16 protein-coding genes are annotated in these 17365 nt (G+C 40.9%); 2 read left to right on the plus strand and 14 right to left on the minus strand.

From position 1 onward, the window contains the following. Window positions 1-3: 3 nt before the first annotated feature. From J2Z69_RS09200 to J2Z69_RS09210, 3 genes are all read right to left on the minus strand, one after another. Entirely contained in the window at window positions 4-765 is a 762-nt protein-coding gene (locus J2Z69_RS09200; RefSeq protein WP_209861338.1) for a VWA domain-containing protein, read from the minus strand. 240 nt (window positions 766-1005) lie between these two features. Then, a complete protein-coding gene (locus J2Z69_RS09205; protein WP_209861340.1) occupies window positions 1006-1572 on the minus strand; it encodes an SF0329 family protein in 567 nt (188 codons plus the stop codon). Between the two features lie 261 nt (window positions 1573-1833). Further along, on the minus strand, window positions 1834-2790 hold the full coding sequence (locus tag J2Z69_RS09210; protein ID WP_209861342.1) for a copper amine oxidase N-terminal domain-containing protein: 957 nt from the start codon (window positions 2788-2790) through the stop codon (window positions 1834-1836). Window positions 2791-3145: 355 nt separating this feature from the next. Between J2Z69_RS09210 and guaD the strand changes: the two genes are divergently transcribed. Further along, window positions 3146-4510, plus strand: a complete 1365-nt coding sequence (guaD, locus tag J2Z69_RS09215) for a guanine deaminase (RefSeq protein ID WP_209861344.1) — start codon at window positions 3146-3148, stop codon at window positions 4508-4510. 691 nt (window positions 4511-5201) lie between these two features. Here guaD and J2Z69_RS19280 read toward each other — a convergent pair. The 5 genes from J2Z69_RS19280 to J2Z69_RS09235 form a co-directional block, all read right to left on the minus strand. Further along, window positions 5202-5327: a hypothetical protein gene (locus J2Z69_RS19280; protein ID WP_281069390.1), complete on the minus strand. Its 126-nt coding sequence runs from the start codon at window positions 5325-5327 to the stop codon at window positions 5202-5204. Between the two features lie 147 nt (window positions 5328-5474). Further along, window positions 5475-6029 carry a hypothetical protein gene (locus J2Z69_RS09220; RefSeq protein WP_209861346.1) on the minus strand — a complete coding sequence of 185 codons (555 nt, stop codon included), beginning with the start codon at window positions 6027-6029 and terminating at the stop codon, window positions 5475-5477. Window positions 6030-6162: 133 nt separating this feature from the next. Continuing rightward, entirely contained in the window at window positions 6163-7140 is a 978-nt protein-coding gene (locus tag J2Z69_RS09225; RefSeq protein WP_209861348.1) for a tRNA dihydrouridine synthase, read from the minus strand. Window positions 7141-7492: 352 nt separating this feature from the next. Further along, a complete protein-coding gene (gene sigJ / locus J2Z69_RS09230) occupies window positions 7493-8380 on the minus strand; it encodes an RNA polymerase sigma factor SigJ (protein ID WP_245339109.1) in 888 nt (295 codons plus the stop codon). Window positions 8381-8399: 19 nt separating this feature from the next. Continuing rightward, on the minus strand, window positions 8400-9584 hold the full coding sequence (locus J2Z69_RS09235) for an NAD(P)/FAD-dependent oxidoreductase (protein WP_209861350.1): 1185 nt from the start codon (window positions 9582-9584) through the stop codon (window positions 8400-8402). 198 nt (window positions 9585-9782) lie between these two features. Between J2Z69_RS09235 and J2Z69_RS09240 the strand changes: the two genes are divergently transcribed. Then, on the plus strand, window positions 9783-10166 hold the full coding sequence (locus J2Z69_RS09240) for a nuclear transport factor 2 family protein (protein WP_209861352.1): 384 nt from the start codon (window positions 9783-9785) through the stop codon (window positions 10164-10166). Between the two features lie 3 nt (window positions 10167-10169). Here the strand turns inward: J2Z69_RS09240 and J2Z69_RS19480 are convergent, their stop codons facing one another. The 6 genes from J2Z69_RS19480 to J2Z69_RS09270 all read right to left on the minus strand — a co-directional run bounded on the left by J2Z69_RS19480 (window position 10170) and on the right by J2Z69_RS09270 (window position 17318). Next, window positions 10170-10457: a DUF4279 domain-containing protein gene (locus J2Z69_RS19480; protein WP_425354995.1), complete on the minus strand. Its 288-nt coding sequence runs from the start codon at window positions 10455-10457 to the stop codon at window positions 10170-10172. A 646-nt stretch (window positions 10458-11103) separates the two neighbouring features. Next, window positions 11104-12735, minus strand: coding sequence for a hypothetical protein (locus J2Z69_RS09250; RefSeq protein WP_209861356.1), 1632 nt, complete (start codon window positions 12733-12735; stop codon window positions 11104-11106). A gap of 195 nt (window positions 12736-12930) precedes the next feature. After that, window positions 12931-14523 (minus strand): 23S rRNA (uracil(1939)-C(5))-methyltransferase RlmD, encoded by a 1593-nt coding sequence (gene rlmD, locus J2Z69_RS09255; protein WP_209861469.1) that lies wholly within the window; start codon window positions 14521-14523, stop codon window positions 12931-12933. Between the two features lie 813 nt (window positions 14524-15336). After that, window positions 15337-16233: a diacylglycerol kinase gene (locus tag J2Z69_RS09260; protein ID WP_209861358.1), complete on the minus strand. Its 897-nt coding sequence runs from the start codon at window positions 16231-16233 to the stop codon at window positions 15337-15339. A gap of 20 nt (window positions 16234-16253) precedes the next feature. Further along, window positions 16254-17024 carry a sirohydrochlorin chelatase gene (locus J2Z69_RS09265; RefSeq protein WP_209861360.1) on the minus strand — a complete coding sequence of 257 codons (771 nt, stop codon included), beginning with the start codon at window positions 17022-17024 and terminating at the stop codon, window positions 16254-16256. Window positions 17025-17027: 3 nt separating this feature from the next. Further along, the gene (locus J2Z69_RS09270) at window positions 17028-17318 is read right to left on the minus strand and encodes a YerC/YecD family TrpR-related protein (RefSeq protein ID WP_209861471.1); all 291 of its coding nucleotides are present in this window, start codon (window positions 17316-17318) and stop codon (window positions 17028-17030) included. Window positions 17319-17365 lie beyond the last annotated feature (47 nt).

The following is a 17365-nucleotide window of genomic DNA, read 5'->3' on the forward strand; positions in this document are numbered from 1 at the left end:
GTTCTATTTAATGATAGATTTACTTCTAGCTTCTTTCAACCATGCTGGAAACTCAGCTAGCAAAGAATCATATAACTCCCCATCCGACAAAGTCCCCATATCTCTGACTTGGAAGAAATTAGCGTTATCTATGAATCTACCCTCCATATCGTCCAGTTCCTTCAAAAATGTAAACTGTTCATCCCCAACACCAACAAATTGAAAGAAAACACCCAGCCTAGAAGCTAGAGTAATAATGTCTTTGGTTTCGGCATAGTCTTGACAGTTCCCATCTGTTATAAAAATGATATATACCGGTTCTTGGTGCTGATATTTTGAAGTGTCCACTATCCTTTCTGACTTCAACCCCAAAAAACCACTTTTCTTTGTAGTAAAAGCACCAGGGAAATAGTATTCTACAATTCTACGGATTACACCCGAATATCGAGTGCCACCTTCGAGTTCATATTTCGAATATATTTCTCGATTTACGAATTCATAAAAGTTCTCCTTCTGAATCTCCCCCACTGTATAGTCTTTGACTCCAAATAGAAATACATCTGCCGCTTGATTATCATCAAAATTCATGCCCAAAGCTAATGTCTGTTCTGTTACAGCCTGAACTGTGCCTCGTTTATATAAGTTAGTCATCGATGCTGAAATGTCTAGAGCCAGCCCTACACGTGCCGTAACGCCATTTAAGCCTTTTTTGCTTAACGTAATCGTAGCTTTCTTAGATAAATCAATTAGCTTTTCTTCTGCTTTTTTTCGCAGATCAATACTCATAGGATCCCTCCTTCAGCAAAGTGAGTTCCTCTATAGTGTATACATATAAGAATAATTTGACAATTTCTCTTAAAATATTTAATTTTTTTACTAAAAAAAAAGATATAATGCATGAACGTGTCAATGCGCTATACGTCAAGTTCGGTCTCCTGCAACTAGAACAAGCCCATTCCATTTGATCCTTCTATTTACTCATCAATAAAAAAACACCTCAGAGTTCATCTCTGAGGTGTCGGCAGGTCAAGTATTCAGCCGTAATTCATAAAAATATTGTACAATGGGATGCTTTAACTTCATCTGCTCGGACATATTGATAAGCCGCTTTTTCCCCACTCGCCTATCGATTAAAGCCAAAATATTGAATAAGATGTCCTTACTCTCCATGCTGTCATCTATAGAAGTAGACAGGAACGCCGTGGCTACCCCTATAAAATTCGATCTGCTTAATATAGCTTGAGCTGACATGATTTCTTTTGCATACTCGGTGATTTTGCGATTTCTTGCAATGACTTTTAGACGATCCTCCGGAACGACTCCCTTTGTGTCTAATCTAATAGCTTCGATTTCTTCAGGATAAATTGGAAGTTGGATATCTGGATCATTTTTAATTTCCAGCTCCGTCTGGTACCACTTCATGAAGTTTGTGCTGTCATTCATATTGAGAATCTTCTTTTTATCTACTGCAATATAACAAATGCCTGCTTTATCAGGTAAGTAACGGTAACTAGATGAAAGATACTCCACCCGTCCCTCTAATGCAGGCGCACGAAAACTCTCCAGTTGTTGCTTCAGTTTACTCCAGGACATGGTTCCTCCTATACTTGTAAAGCTTACATGCTTGTAGACTCTGTCAGGGTATAATACTAATTGTAGACTAATCTAGAATAACCTTAAAAACATTTTTTTTACATATTATCTTTTTCCGTGGTTATTTTATAGGCATTACTTCAATAGACAATTATTTCTTTAGGCTTATCCATACAACTAGCTATCTACTTTGTAGGGCGCACACTAAAATTATGAGTATTTAGATTTTAGTGGCTGATTCCCAAAGATAAGGGGAAGTTATTATTTCTTTACGTACATAATCGTCTCGGTATAATAAGGGTCGTCTACTTCGTCCGCATTCAAATTCATCAGGCTCGCTGTAACTGAAAATGAAGCTGTTGTATATGTGACATTGAGGTCAAGGTCACCGGTGGTAATCGCAGTTTTTTGCAAATCATAAGGTCTGTTCGCGTACTTTGTAGCATATTGCGCCTGAACATCTTCGTCCGAATTCCACAAGAAGTCAGGCGTTACGGCACCTTTGTTATATATCTTTTCGAGGTAGACTTTATCCTTTTTGTAGGCAGACAAAGCTGCATCGTAATCATCGGGATGATGATCGAATAAGAAATCAACCTCGCTCAATGTTCCTCTCTTAAAAATGTAATTCATACCGCCTTTAATACCATTCGAGAGTGTTACATCATCGTACATCAGGTAAGCATCGCCGTTCTTATCTTGGCTACCTTCGAGTAGTTTGCCCTTCTCCATTTTCTTCACCTGATTGTAGGTCATTCCGAAGCTCACTTGGAAATAACGATCGACCACCGCGGGCTTGCCAATCTGAATAACTTGGTTCAATTTATCATATACCGCAGCGATCTTTATCGTGTCGGTTATGAATGATAGGGGTACGTACACCGTGCCACCGATCATTTTTGGAGAGAGCGTCAATTTCTTTTTCTTCTCGTTGACGAATACGAATTTACTCCCAACTGTGAATTTAATGGTGACACCTGCACTCTTGAGCATGTACATCTTCCCTTTAGCGCTATATGAGGCCGTGTATCCGAGTGCTCCAAAAACAGATTTATATGGTACGTACACACCCATCTTATCTACAACAGGCCTACTCTCAGCTATAATACGCTGACCATTAATGAACAATGGAAGATCTGCTTTCCCCGTGGCAGCTGCTGGTAGTGCCCACGAGACAAATAGAATTAGAGCGAGTAGTAAGGGTACAAATTTTTTCATAGTCAAGCCTCCTAAATATACAAACTGAATTATAACTAAAACTGAACACTGCTTAAAGTCATCTCATTCTCAACTTAAAATATCTGCATCCGTCCTCCGAGTCTTCTATTAAAGTAAGTTTAGTTAACTTTTCCCATTTTCTTATCATAGCACTAAACAACCTAAATCCTCTCATTAATATTACAATTTAAGCGAGTACGCCGATTTCTTGAAATACATATACTTAATAGAATTTTCCCATCTTAATCATATGGATTCTAGCATATATAACATTCGTCTTTTAATATAGACTTATCATTTCAAGCAGATTATAATAACAAATACATCGCAGAAAACGAACATTAAGGGGTTATACATGACTAATTATAAGCAAATATTTCAAGGTACAGCTTTTACTAGCAAATCGCACACCGAAATTCAGATTCTAAAAGACTATCTTTTTTGTATCAATGAAGACGGGATGATTGAACAGATTGTCTCACCCGAAGACTCGAACTATCAACCTCTGATGGATACTTATCAAGGTACCCACCGTTTTCATCCATTAGCGGAAGGGCAGTATTTCTTGCCGGGTTTCGTCGATTTGCATGTTCATGCGCCGCAATGGGCTCAGTCTGGGACTGCTTTAGACATCCCCCTTTACGACTGGCTGAATACCTATACATTTCCGCTGGAATCTAAATTTTCAGATCTAGATTTTGCACAAAAGGTCTATGATGATGTGGTAAGCACTTTACTCGCCAACGGAACAACTACTGCCTTATATTTTGCAACGGTACATAAAGAAGCAAGTATATTGTTAGCTGAGATTTGTGCCGCCAAAGGCCAACGTGGACTAGTGGGAAAAGTGGTTATGGATGATCCCGAGCAGACACCAGACAACTACCGTGATGCAGACACCCACACAGCATTAGTGGAGACGGAAGAGTTTATTATCGCTGTCAAAGATCTAGCCAAGTCCACCAAACAAGGCGTGTATCCGGTCGTGACACCAAGATTCATTCCAAGCTGTACGGATCAAGCACTAGAAGGGTTAGGACAACTGGCTGAAAAATATGATACTTATGTTCAGTCACACTGCAGCGAAAGTGATTGGGCTCATTCCTATGTACAAGATCGTTATCAAAAAAACGATGCCTTTGCTCTGCATGATTTTGGACTGTTACGGGACAAGTCCGTCATGGCGCATTGCAATTTTTTATCCGATGAAGATGCTGACTTGTTTGTGGAGACGGGAACCGCTATTGCTCATTGCCCGATATCCAATGCGTATTTTGCTAATAGTGTCCTACCTCTCGCTCATTTTCATGCCAAAGGGGTAGAGATTGGACTTGGCTCAGATATCTCCGGAGGTTTCTCGCCCAGTCTATTCGATAACATCAGGCAGACTGTCATGTCCTCTCGAATGCTAGAAGATGGCGTAGATACCTCCCTTTCTGCTGAAGATCGCGGCGTACCGAAATCTCGTGTAACGCTTCATGAAGCATTCTATCTGGCTACGGCTGGCGGCGGTGAAAGTCTAAGCTTGTTTATCGGCCGCATTCAAGAGAACTATGCATGGGATGTCCAAGTGATTGATACGAGACTCCCTTCCGCCAAAATGCCCATCTTCCATGGTGATGAAGACTTACATGATATTTTCCAAAAGATCATCTATCTTGCACGGCCCGAACATATCCGCGAAGTCTGGGTTCAGGGCGAGAAGGTGCATTCACGTTAAGCGCACAAAAAGGTCAGAAGAATCGAATTAAAGCCCTTGAGCCCCCATCTTCTAAGGAAGATGAGGGCTATTTTTTGCGTAGCGTAGAGATGATAAAGAAATAATGTGGATTACATTAATGAAGAAATAATTATACTAGATTTCTGCTTAGCATACATATGTATTGAAACTAAATAGCCCTTCTCCAATTGAATTGATATTAACTGAAATATACTGTAACGTTGTTTTAACTTATATACGATTCCCGGTTCAACTATATAGGAGGTTGAAATAATGAAAAATCCTCTGAAGTGGATAAAAGTTCGACTAAATCTTAGAGATAATCCGTTTAATATCTTTTATTGGATACTGCTAATATTTTTTGTATATGTTTTGGTAGGTATCTATGGAATGAGCTGGTCATATCTACCTTCCTTTGATTGAGCAAACTGCCACAGACGTTGATTTAATTACCAAAATGAAAAAGGGTTTCTTAAGATCACTTTGCAGTTGAGGATACACATCATGATAAAAACCTTCATCCGTGTAGACTAAGTAGTCCGTATTATTAGTCTTCTTTTTAATCCATAATGCAATCTTGTTTAGATTATCCATATCCATTTTGAAGGATCCAATCATTTTACAATTATTTTTTAGAACACCATGAATGAATTTCTGCGTTATAAGCTGTGTATTTAAATGATGTTGGAAGTTAATTCAAACGTATAATATTGTACCTCATACCTAGCAGCAGGATTCCTGTTAGTATAAAAATCCCAGCAAGCCTAAGCCCACCTGTAATCATTGTTTTCTCGGAAGAAGTCCATTTTCTTTTCATTGTCCCACTCCTTACAACAGATTTTAAAATTCCATCTATCTGTATACAAAATATAAAATCTACTTGAGGTTCCCTCTAGCCTTTGTAAGCGAATACTCTCCATCCGGGCCACCCCAAATTCTTAAGGATTCATGACTTAGAACAGCTTCATATCTGAATCTGCTGCAATATTTTTCCGTCTTGGGAACGAGCCGTAACCGTAGCACCTGTAATTTCTACTCCTTTAGCTATTAAAAACCAGAACTTTTCACCCTGGTTATTAACAATAATTTTTGCTGTATACTTCTTACCGCTAGTAGTATCTACAAGTATGTCTACGATTTGTGTGTCTAGGATTTCCCCATAGAGAACGCCTTTGTAATTAGGAAATTCATTTCTTAAATCACTATATGACAATCCTATTTTATAATCCTTCGGGGATACCATAGTTGACCCACTAATTAAGTGCCAACCCAACACGTCTTTCTTTAGACTCGCAATCCCAAAAGAATCTTCGGGTGCTATACCCCATTGATAAAACGCAATAGCTTGATTGCTATTTAATGTTTCAATATGAACTAACTTGGTCATTGGCTGGTTCAGAGAAAATACAACCTTTTCAATTTCTTTGGTATTGTCTTTAAATCCTTGAATTAGTAAATATATAATAATTAATGCTACCGCGAGGGAACAAAATCCGGTAATTCTCCATTTCTTCGACAAAAAAACAACTCCCTATAATAAACGTTTTTAGATTAGAACTGGTGTGATCTGCACTAATATAACGTTTTATATTTTTGGAAGTTGCTTTATAGAACAAATTAATTACTAAAATAATTATGACAATCTTCTCCAACTAAGCTTCCCCATCATGTTCCTTACTCGCAAACTCACTCAATAACGTACGAACTTCACCTGATGACTTTGCGTTCATTAAGCTGTTTCTCAATTCGCTTGCCCCTCGAAATCCACGGACATATATTTTGAAGAACCTGGAGAGAGGTCTGAACGAACGTGGTTCCTGCGTAGAATATTGATCGTGAAGATCCAGATGAAGCCTAAGCAGATCAAGCAGTTCTTCACTACTATGATCCTTTGGCTCCCGTTCAAACGCAAATGGGTTCTGAAAAATTCCGCGACCAATCATAATTCCATCCACACGATATTGCTCAGCTAGCTTCAGGCCCGTCTCCCGATCAGGGATATCCCCATTAATGGTCAGAAGTGTATCAGGAGCCACTTCATCACGAAGTTTCTTAATTTCGGAAATCAGCTCCCAGTGGGCATCCACTTTACTCATTTCCTCTCTGGTGCGCAGATGAATCGACAGATTCACAATATCTTGCTGCAAAATATGAGTTAACCAGTCACGCCATTCATCGATTTCGCTGAAACCGAGTCTAGTTTTCACACTGACCGGCAGTCCTCCCGCTTTTGCGGCTTGAATAATATCTGCTGCGAGATCGGGGCGACAGATTAGACCGCTACCCTTCCCATTCTCTGCTACATTGGCTACAGGACATCCCATATTAATATCGATGCCTTTAAATCCTTCTTTCGCCATACCGATGCTCATCTGCCGAAAATATTCTGGCTTGTCTCCCCAGATATGCGCTACGATGGGCTGTTCATCCTCTGTGAAAGCCAACCGCCCGCGCACACTGTGGTTCCCCTCCGGGTGACAATAACTCTCTGTATTCGCAAACTCCGTAAAAAACACATCCGGCTTCCCCGCTTCACTAACGACATGGCGAAACACAACATCCGTCACATCTTCCATCGGCGCCAGTATAAAAAAAGGACGTGGCAAGTCACGCCAAAAATTATTCGTCATCTCAAAAACCTCCATGTAAATACCAGGACATTCTTTTAGCCTGTGTTGGTACAATCACTAAACATAACGTATATCATACCATTAGTTGTACTTCATTAAAAATAAATACTTAGATATACTTAGATATACTTAATTCCATATTTCATTCATATTAATATGTACTATTCAACTCTGGAATACTTCCCCCACTCTTTCAACTCAATTATAGTTCGCAGATTAATCATGTACTCTCATACAATTAAGCTCTACTAAATCTTGACCAGCCGACGATCTAATACTTTTCCTAATACGCTAATTAACAAAGCCGCAGGTCTCTGAACATAGTACACCCTACCATATCGCATTCCCTATCTTAACTATGATGCAATACATGATTCAGTTTTTCCGGGTTCCTTACAAAATACAGATGGCGTAATAAATCCCCCTCGACATGCATAAGTACAACGGTCTCAACACCCTGGGTTGTTTGAATCACAACTCCTGTTTGGCCGTTTAGTTCTCTTATAGCCACTTGTATACCTTCTTCTTCGTGCGCAGACTTACGAACAAGGCCAAGAAGGAAGCGGGTGACGAGATCACGTGATGTAATAGGATGTACAGCGGCAGATACTTTGCCCCCTCCATCAGACACCAATACAACATCTTCTGCCAGCATAGATACAACTGCATTTACATTGTTCTGTTCGAGAGCTGTAATGAATCGGTGGACCCATGCTTCACTTGCTACATCCCCATGAATCTGCTGTTCGTTAGTTATTCCTATTTTTACCTTTGCGCGGCTTAGCATCTTGCGGCAATTGGTTTCACTTTTGTTGATCATCTCTGCAATGTCGCTGTATTCAAAACCGAATGCCTCCCTTAGCACGAAAACCGCCCGTTCTAATAGAGATAACCTTTCCAGTAGCACAAGCATCGAATAAAACAACATCTCTTTACGTACGACGAATTCAAAGGACTCATCATTTGAAGTAAGAATGGGTTCAGGAAGCCATGGTCCGAAATATTGTTCTCGCTTCTTACGAGCGGATTTGAGCAGATCCCAACAGCGATGAGTTACCATTTTGCATAAATATGCTTTCGGCTCAACCACAAGCTCCAGATCCACCTCATATATCTTCAAAAATACGTCCTGCACAACATCTTCCGCATCGGAAGTCGATCCAGTTAGTTGGTAGGCAAGCGTAAACAGCAAGCCTTTATACTGCTCATATAACTCTTGCACACCACCATCTCCATTCATACCGAAATATCATCTGTCTTTACTTTAACAGGCTTGCTGAATTCCATGTGAATTTTCTCAGACCCCTTCCGAGCTTACCCGTAAAAATAAAATGGAATCCGCATATCTGTGTCCATGCCATTCCCTGATTCGGTCCTAGACCAAAGCAAAAGAAATCCATATATCTTTTATGCTCCGGGGCTGGACGACCTTCAAGATCGGCCAATACAATTTTTGCAAGCCTTGTAGCTTGAGCAATGGCTTCCTTACACGTCTTTCCATCCGTCTGCCCACTAGCTGAATCTACGATTCTTGCGCAGTCTCCTATACTGTATACTCCACAAGCACCCTCTACACGGTAGTTTGTATCAACAATCAGGTGCCCATCCAAAGTGATGGGTAGCCCAAAGTTTCGTAGCATAGGATTAGGCAATAGCCCCAGCGTCCAAATACATAGGCCAACAGGTATCTTTTTGCCACTAGACAAGGTGAGAACTCCCTCATTTTCCTGTACTATTTTAACGTCGTGCGTCACCGTTACCCCACTAGTTCGAAGAGAACGTTCTAAGATGAGCCCCACTTTAGACGGACCAGCCGGAAATAGACTCTTGTTCGAGTTAAATAGATGTATCCTTACCCTACTCGGGTCAAGTCCTATACTTTCGGCCTCTTTACTTACGTAATGAGCCAATTCGGCAGCGGTCTCCATACCGCTTATACCTGCACCACCAATGGCAATGGTCATTAATCGCTGACGCTCGGTGGCGTCTGTCTCAATGAAAGCTTTCTTTAAGTTCGCATGCCACGTTTCCTTGATTGTATGTGAGGCGTCCAAACTCGCCAATGCAATCCCTCCTTGGGCAATGTCTGGTTGCCGCACGATACTGCCTATCGCAACAACAATCATGTCATAATGCATCGATTTCAATTTTCCTGCACCATCTTGGTAGTTCAACTTCTTATCAACGGATTCGATGTTCTTTGCGGTACCTTGAATGAATTCAACATCTTCAGGAAATAGCTTGGTCAAAGGAATCCTAATATCCTCGTTCGTAACCGCTGGCTTAAAGAGCAATACTTTACGAGTGTGAAATGGATTTTGGTCCATTACAATAATTCGAAGAGCGTGTTTATTTGCTTTGCCCTCAAATGTTTTTCGAATCGCTTTAATGGCATGAATACCCGCATATCCTCCCCCAACGACTATACAGATCCGTTCTTTCATTACAATCACCCCTATTGGTTTTGCACATATGACGAGAATAGGATGATATTTGTGACATCAGAGACTTAATGGATACATTTCTAGATAGGCAAACGCTAAACCGCAGAATGCCTTTGGACAATTATAAAAGAGGACACCCTCATGGGGCTGTAGAATTAAAGAGATAATACTACTGTGTTCAGGTAAAGGAGGATGATTATGCATATTGAAGTGGCGAGGGAACGGATTGAGAGGTATATTGAGGCCTACAATTCTTTTAATGTGGAAGGTATGGTTAACCTCTTACATAAGGATATCCTGTTCAGGAACTTTTCCGATGGAGCACTTAATTTGGAGACGCAGGGAATAGAGAAATTTAGGGAGCTGGCAGAGAGTTCCGCACAGATGTTTTCCAGTCGTCATCAGACAATTGTTGACTATAAGTCAGTTGATGACAGAATCGAAGTTCAAATTAATTACGAAGGAAGACTAGCTGTTGATTTGCCTAGTGGATTAAAAGCTGGGGAGACAATGCAACTACATGGGAAGTCCATATTTGAGCTTAGAGATGGGAAGATACTACTAATTGAAGATTATAGTTAATTATTAACGGATTAATTGAAACACATGAAGATTGGTTTTGAACTTCGATCTTATAGTATTAAGCTCTTCAACCTTATTTTCCAGTCTATCTAAGAAGTAATACAATTGAACATTAACATCATAAGACTCTTGATATCCTGAACTAAGTTCCCAAGCAGTCTCTTTTCTATAATGTACGGTCGAATTGATTATATTGTCATTTTTAGGTCTAACAATAATATCACCCATATTATATGAATGAGTTGATCCGATACCAAGCAATTGCGTAACTTCATGTACACAGTAAACAATACGGAGCTTTACATTTCAGATCAAGTACTTATCCAGAGAAATCTATTATTTGGTGTAAGAAAAAGCCCTTTTCACACAATATGTTCTCAATTCTTCTATCCGACAAACTTATCATCTAAGGAATTCTATCTCAAAAATTTCATATATGCTATTGTTCATATTGTCATAGTGCCTATTAAACTATATCTACCAATCTTAATATTTAAATTGCTTATATAGGAAAAGCAACGAACATTACCAACGAAAATTTCTCTACTTAGTCTTTATAATATATTTATTATTTTTCGAAAAATTTAATATTGCCTTAATTGTAGTTATGCTAGTTATTATGCATCCTAATGCAGCTGTAGGTCTAACCTCCCACATTCCATTGATTTGCTTTTTTTTCTACGTCCAGCTATATTTCGTATATCACCAACAGCAAGTGAAATATTTTTTTAAAGGTATGTTTTATATAAGGAACTGAAATCATATTATTTATCAGCTTACCTAAAATACCGCCCTTAATTAATTAATTTTTTAAAAACAAGAAGCGGGATTTACCCGCTCCGTTCTTGTATACGCTAATACACCTCAACTATTAGTCTCTACTGACCAACTGTATGCAACACATGGCTTGAGTGTTCATTAACGAATTCATTTCAAATTAAAATATGGATTCACTTTTGTGATCCAGTAACTTAGCTAAAATTAAACTTTTAAGTTCACTATCTGGATTCTGTTCAACTTCATTTTTTATATTATCTATGATTTCATCTATATCAGTATTATTACTTCGCAAGAATAGTAACTTATCTATATTAGCTTCAATTTCCTCTTCGAAAGCAACAATATATTTTGAAACAATTTTTGATTTTTCACCGACAAAGTATTTTATATTATTATCATTTTCAGAATGACTGAAGATATGGTCAACAAACAATCTAGTTAATTCAGGATAATCTAAATGTAGATTATTCATTGTCGAACGACAATCGTGTGAATAGTATAGACCTTCTTTCGTTCCTTCAATCAGTATCTCTTCTACCAATGTAACTTTCATTTCGTCAGAAACATTATTCAGCCAATTTTCTTTCGGCATAGTTTTAAATACGCTTATTGCCCGATTTCCTCTATTAAAATCGTAACCAAATACGTTTTCAGTTATTAATTTTAGCCAGTACTCATACAAACTTTTTTCGTTTAATAGTATTAACACATCTCTTAAATTTGGTTCCATGTAATTTTCTAAAGTAAAGCTCTTACTGCACGCTCTTCCAAGCATTTTTTTAAAATCAACTGAACAATTATCGTTTTGGAGTAGCATTTTTACAATTTCATACCGTATATCTCTCTTATCAAAACCAAGATTAAATTCACTGAAATTGGTTAAAATTGAACCGATATTCTCTATATACTGAGGCGCTTGTAGTCTCTCTGATAAAATAATATTTATCCAAGTGTTGATGCTGTTAATTTCACTCGACTTTAAATTAGTATCCAATTTACTTATAATTTTTTCAATGCTTGTATCGGATAAGACCCTTAAAATATCAATATTAATTTCAAATAAAATTAGAAGTTCTCCTTCATACTGGTCCTTATCAATGAATTCAGATACATATTGTCCATATTCAGCGACATTGTTAACTGATAAGGCTAGGAACCTTAAAGCATTAGTTTTTTGAATTGGTGAATTTGGTGCTTTAATCGTTGCGCTCAGCAATTTGAAAAAAGGATCTATAGCTTTTCTTTGGAATCTATCCAGCTTTTCGCATATAATGACCTTCATTCTTGATGCATCAACAACCGGAAAAAAAGTTCTTTCCTCCATTTCAGCAATTAGATTTCTCATATGTTTGAATCCAAATAGAACAGGTTTTGATGCTAATATATCGATAACCGAAGAATATATATCACGAGCTTTTTCTGGAGAGCATATAAAATTGCTTGGATGCGCACAATCATTTCTAGTATCTAAACAACGTTGTAGTTCCTTTAATTCACTATTATTTAACATATCAATTTCTTCAGTTGCACATTGTTCAAATAAATATTTCTCGTATACTTCGAGCGACCTCTTTCTACGCTCAATCTCATTATCTAGATTTCTATAGCTTGGATCGCTCCCTGCCAATGCTTTTACTTTTTTATGTAAGTCGTATACTCCAGCTATAACACTCATAATAACGCAAGCCCTATAAGAGCCTCCCATATAGCATTTTAGTGCCTCTTTCAAATAATCTTTTATTTCATTATCGTATACATTATTCAAAAGGTCTTCCATGTCTCTCAACATTCTGTCATCTCCTAAAAGTGCTAACTAAGCTAGACTCAGTATTCGACATATTTCCGTATTTCCCCTTTTATTCTCGAATATTCAATTTGTCCATTCATAAAAATAGAGATCAGAGCTTCAGCCCTGACCTCTCTAGCCCACCAAATCTCCCAAAAGCAGTACTGATAATGATTCGATGACTTATAAGTGAACTTTTCACATCTCATTTTTTCGAATCATCAAAATGACCGACTCCACATGCACCGTATGCGGGAACATATCCACCGGTTGCACCTCCACCGTACGATACCCGCCATCCTCTAGTACCCGCAAGTCCCGGGCCAAGGTCGAAGGATTGCAGCTTACATACACCACGCGCTCTGGCTTCATCTCTAGGATCGTATTCAATAGTTGTTCGTCGCAGCCTTTGCGAGGGGGATCGACGACGATGACATCGGCTTCGATGCCCTGCTCTTTCCAGCGAGGGATGACGACTTCGGAGGCACCGACTTCAAACTTCACATTACGCATATCGTTAAGCTGTGCATTGATTCTTGCATCGTCGATCGCTTCCTTCACGATCTCTACGCCATAGACCTGATCTGCATGCTGGGCGAGGAAAAGCGAAATCGTACCGATCCCGCAATACGCATCAATTACGGTCTCTTTTCCTGTGAGTCCCGCATATTCCACTGTCTTCCCGTACAGCACTTCAGTCTGAACTGGATTCACCTGATAAAAGGATCTCGCCGAAATCGCAAACTGCACATCGCCAATATAATCATATATAACGTCACGGCCCCACAGGACCCGGGTCTCATCTCCAAAAATCACATTGGTCTTCTTCGTATTTATGTTCTGACAGATGCTTACGACATGGGGGATTTGCTCTCGAATTAAGCCAATCCATGCATCAGCATGCGGAATATCGCGGCCATTGGTCACGAGAACGAGCATCATCTCACCTGTGTGAAACGCCTTTTTCACCACAACATGTCGAAGCAGACCTTTACCCGTCTCTTCGTTGTAGGCGCTGATATCTAGCGTTCGGCCAATCTCTTTGACCCGATTGACTATGTCATCGTTGTGCTCGTGCTGTATGAGACATGTCTCCATATCGACAATGCGGTGGCTGCCTTTTGCATAAAAACCACCTACCAATCCCCCATCCACCACACCTATAGGCACCTGCGCCTTATTGCGGTAACGCCAAGGCTCACTCATGCCGAGCGTAGGTAATACAGTAATGCCTTCTAGCTTCCCAATCCGCTCCAAAGCATCCACAACATGCTGCCGCTTCCAAGCCAACTGTCCAGCATAGCTCATATGCTGTAATTGGCATCCACCACATTGATCGTAGATCGCACATGGCGCATCTACACGATCTGGACTAGCCTGAGTGACATCCAAAAGTTTGGCATAACCATATTGTTTCTTAGTCTTTAGTACCCGCACTTTTGCTTTCTCGCCGGGTAGGGCCCCGGGAATGAACAATGTGTACCCCTCTGCTCGTCCCACACCTTCCCCATCATGGTTCATACCAATTACGTCCACAATAAGTTCATCATTTTTTGCCACAGGGAGTCCTTCGATTACTGCAGAAGTAACCCGGTCTGACAGTTCTGCATGTCTACGTTGACCCGAATTACGCGTGCTACCCGTTCCTCTAGAATCTCGCTTTGAAGGCTTCCGCCCGGAGCCTTTGGTATGTAGCGGACGACTTGCACTTGCACTTGCACTTGCACTTGCACTTACATTAGTGCTGTCCTTTGCACTTCCTAGAGTTCTTTCACCGCTCCCGTTACCCATCTCCCTACTTACCCTTCTCACTTTATCCGTTCCACTTCCAGACGACCTGCGCCGGTCTTTGCTTCCTACCGATGCATCGCCAAGGCGATTACGAGTACGTTCCCGATTCTGCCCCTCACTACTGACTTTGCGCGTATTTTTGCCCGTAAAACCTGAAGGACTATGCTCTTCCTTCCGCAAATCACTTCTACGGTTACGATCTTCATTACGATTACCATTACGATTACCATTACCATTCCCGTTTCCATTCCCTGTCCCATTACCATTAAGATATCGTGAATCCTCATGGCTACTCACACGTCTACCCTTATCCAAACTGGTCTTAGACTTATCCGATCTTGGCTTAGTTGTATTCAAATCGCTCATTCTTCCAGAAGATTGAGCTTTACTTTTCCTAGATTCATTGGACATATCATGATTCATTCTTCTTCCACTACTGCTGTCCACACGACCCGTACTATGATTACGATCCGTTCGCCCGTCGCGACGATTCATGTCCTTCACTTCTTTCCTCAAAATGCTAAATCTATCGCTCTAATAAAACGAAAGAAAGAACATCCACCCCGCGCCCTAATGAGCCGCAGAATAGCGTTCTCTTTCATGAAAATTCATTGTTATAGGAAGATACTATTTCTATTAATACAAGCCATTTACTATTTATATCATGAAGTAACTAATTTAAATTAAAGCAATGCTATCCATGAATCTCAAGTTCATTGTATACCTATTCATAGCAAATTACTTAGAACTCAGCCGAATTACTAACATCCATTGATAAAATAACACACTTCCATCTTATACCCTTACGTACTCTTACATCCCTATTTCCTTGCAAAAAATCCTTAGGTTCGAGGGTAGAATCTCGAACAATCCCGGCAGCTCGCCTCCGAGCTCGCCGTCCAGGTTCAGCTGCACCCGCCCCGGCGAAGTCACTTCCATCCGCTTCGTCTTGAAATAGACGACATGCGGATCGCTGAAGTGCTCGCCTCGGAGCGCGAGCGTAAGCAATCTCAGGAATTCCCCGAGATTGCATTTCTTCACGGCGATGACGTCAAGCATGCCGTCATCGATGCGGGCTCCCGGCGCCAAGCGCTCGAAGCCGCCAATGCTGTTGCTGTTCGCAATTAGGAACAGCATGAACTCGCCATGCAGCTGCGCACGACCTTCGGCTTTAATGACGAGTTCGGTCGGTGACAGACTTGCCACTTTCTCGATCCCCTTCATATAATAAGCCAACTGACCAATCATGGTCTTGAGCCGGCTCGGTACTTCATAAGTCAGCTCTGTTAAGGAGCCTCCCCCGGCAATGTTGATAAAATAACGATCGTTCGCCTTCCCGACATCGATCGGGCGGGTATGATTCTGGATTACCAGATCACAATACTCTTCCCACTTTTTCGGAATACCCATGGCACGGGCAAAATCATTCGTCGTTCCCAGCGGAAATAACCCTAGTGGAGGCAAGTTATCTTTGCCTGCCATCCCGTTCACGACCTCATTCAGCGTCCCATCTCCGCCCGCAGCAATGATAATATCGTAACCGCGAGCAACCGCATGAGCAGCTTCCCGAGTTGCATCACCTTCGCCGCTTGTTGCGAAGCAGGAGGTCTCGATACCGCCTCGGTCCAGCCGATGCAGTACATCAGGAAGTAGACGCCGCATTTCCTCCCGTCCAGAGGACGGATTGTAGATCAGTCTGGCTCTCTTCATATATAGTTACGCCACCCGTTTTATGAGAATGTCAATGATTTCATTATAGCCATGATCTGCCTATGAATCCACTGCGAAAGCAGAGGGTGCGGCAGCAGAGCTTGTCCCGAATAGCGGTATGTTAACCCTTCAAGTCTTGCGGGAATTGTTTTTTTCGTAAAATAACCTTCACTTAAGAACACTGGAGCGACTAACACCTCCATGCCTCTTTCTTGTTGCCAGTAGCTCACTTTCGATCTTACACTGTCGGGATTCAGCAGAGCATAGTCCGTATGCAGCATTCCACTGACGTCCTGCACATGTGCAGCCAGTCCCAGCATGCCTTGCTCCCAGCGTTGACGGAAGCCTTCGTGCACACTGCCATGGGCCACCAACAATATCACTTCCCGATCTGACTGAACGGACAGAGGAGCAAGCTTACTCCACACCATCCGAGCTACCTCCAGATCATCATCCATAGGTACACCAAAATGTATTCGAGCATCGACCCGAAAGCGTTCCAAATCTGTCTCTTTGTCTGGCACTGGCTTCACACCAAGAGCCCAAGCAATTTCATCTACATGTGTACTGCCTGAAGAGACGAACAACGGAATCACGAGGATATCCGTCATGCCCAACGCTTCCAGTGCATCGATCCCACTTTGAATTCCGCGTCCTCCCTGAACCTCAAGAAACGAAGCTATTACCGGCACCCCCGCCGGCAATTTCAGCTCCGCTACTGAAGCGTCCACCAGATGCATCCATGATGCGTCTGGTGAACCATGACTTATAACCAATACACCTGAGTTCATACCTTAACGTCCCAAGCGTTCCAAAGACATTTTATAACCATCATTACCATAATTAAGACATCTCTTCACCCGAGAAATGGTAGCCGTACTTGCTCCAGTCTCCGCTTCGATCTGATTATATGTGCACCCTTTGCCTAGCATACGAGCAACTTCAAGACGCTGTGAGAGTGATTGAATCTCGTTCACCGTACAAAGATCATCGAAGAATACATAACATTCCTCTACATTTTTGAGTGTGAGAACGGCTTCAAATAATTGGTCAATACTTTTATCATTCAACTTCTTAAGTTGCACTGATTTATCATCCCCTACTGTTACTGTACCCTCATTGTACTTTGCGG

Origin of the sequence: Paenibacillus shirakamiensis, assembly GCF_017874255.1 — a bacterium.
Lineage (GTDB): Bacteria > Bacillota > Bacilli > Paenibacillales > Paenibacillaceae > Fontibacillus > Fontibacillus shirakamiensis.

Excerpts from the sequence above, each read along its gene's own strand:
- J2Z69_RS09200 (WP_209861338.1), bottom strand. The coding sequence starts at position 765 with ATGAGTATTGATCTGCGAAAAAAAGCAGAAGAAAAGCTAATTGATTTA.
- J2Z69_RS09205 (WP_209861340.1), bottom strand. The coding sequence starts at position 1,572 with ATGTCCTGGAGTAAACTGAAGCAACAACTGGAGAGTTTTCGTGCGCCT.
- J2Z69_RS09210 (WP_209861342.1), bottom strand. The coding sequence starts at position 2,790 with ATGAAAAAATTTGTACCCTTACTACTCGCTCTAATTCTATTTGTCTCG.
- guaD (WP_209861344.1), top strand. The coding sequence starts at position 3,146 with ATGACTAATTATAAGCAAATATTTCAAGGTACAGCTTTTACTAGCAAA.
- J2Z69_RS19280 (WP_281069390.1), bottom strand. The coding sequence starts at position 5,327 with ATGAAAAGAAAATGGACTTCTTCCGAGAAAACAATGATTACAGGTGGG.
- J2Z69_RS09225 (WP_209861348.1), bottom strand. The coding sequence starts at position 7,140 with ATGACGAATAATTTTTGGCGTGACTTGCCACGTCCTTTTTTTATACTG.
- sigJ (WP_245339109.1), bottom strand. The coding sequence starts at position 8,380 with ATGAATGGAGATGGTGGTGTGCAAGAGTTATATGAGCAGTATAAAGGC.
- J2Z69_RS09235 (WP_209861350.1), bottom strand. The coding sequence starts at position 9,584 with ATGAAAGAACGGATCTGTATAGTCGTTGGGGGAGGATATGCGGGTATT.
- J2Z69_RS09240 (WP_209861352.1), top strand. The coding sequence starts at position 9,783 with ATGCATATTGAAGTGGCGAGGGAACGGATTGAGAGGTATATTGAGGCC.
- J2Z69_RS09250 (WP_209861356.1), bottom strand. The coding sequence starts at position 12,735 with ATGTTGAGAGACATGGAAGACCTTTTGAATAATGTATACGATAATGAA.
- rlmD (WP_209861469.1), bottom strand. The coding sequence starts at position 14,523 with ATGGGTAACGGGAGCGGTGAAAGAACTCTAGGAAGTGCAAAGGACAGC.
- J2Z69_RS09260 (WP_209861358.1), bottom strand. The coding sequence starts at position 16,233 with ATGAAGAGAGCCAGACTGATCTACAATCCGTCCTCTGGACGGGAGGAA.
- J2Z69_RS09265 (WP_209861360.1), bottom strand. The coding sequence starts at position 17,024 with ATGAACTCAGGTGTATTGGTTATAAGTCATGGTTCACCAGACGCATCA.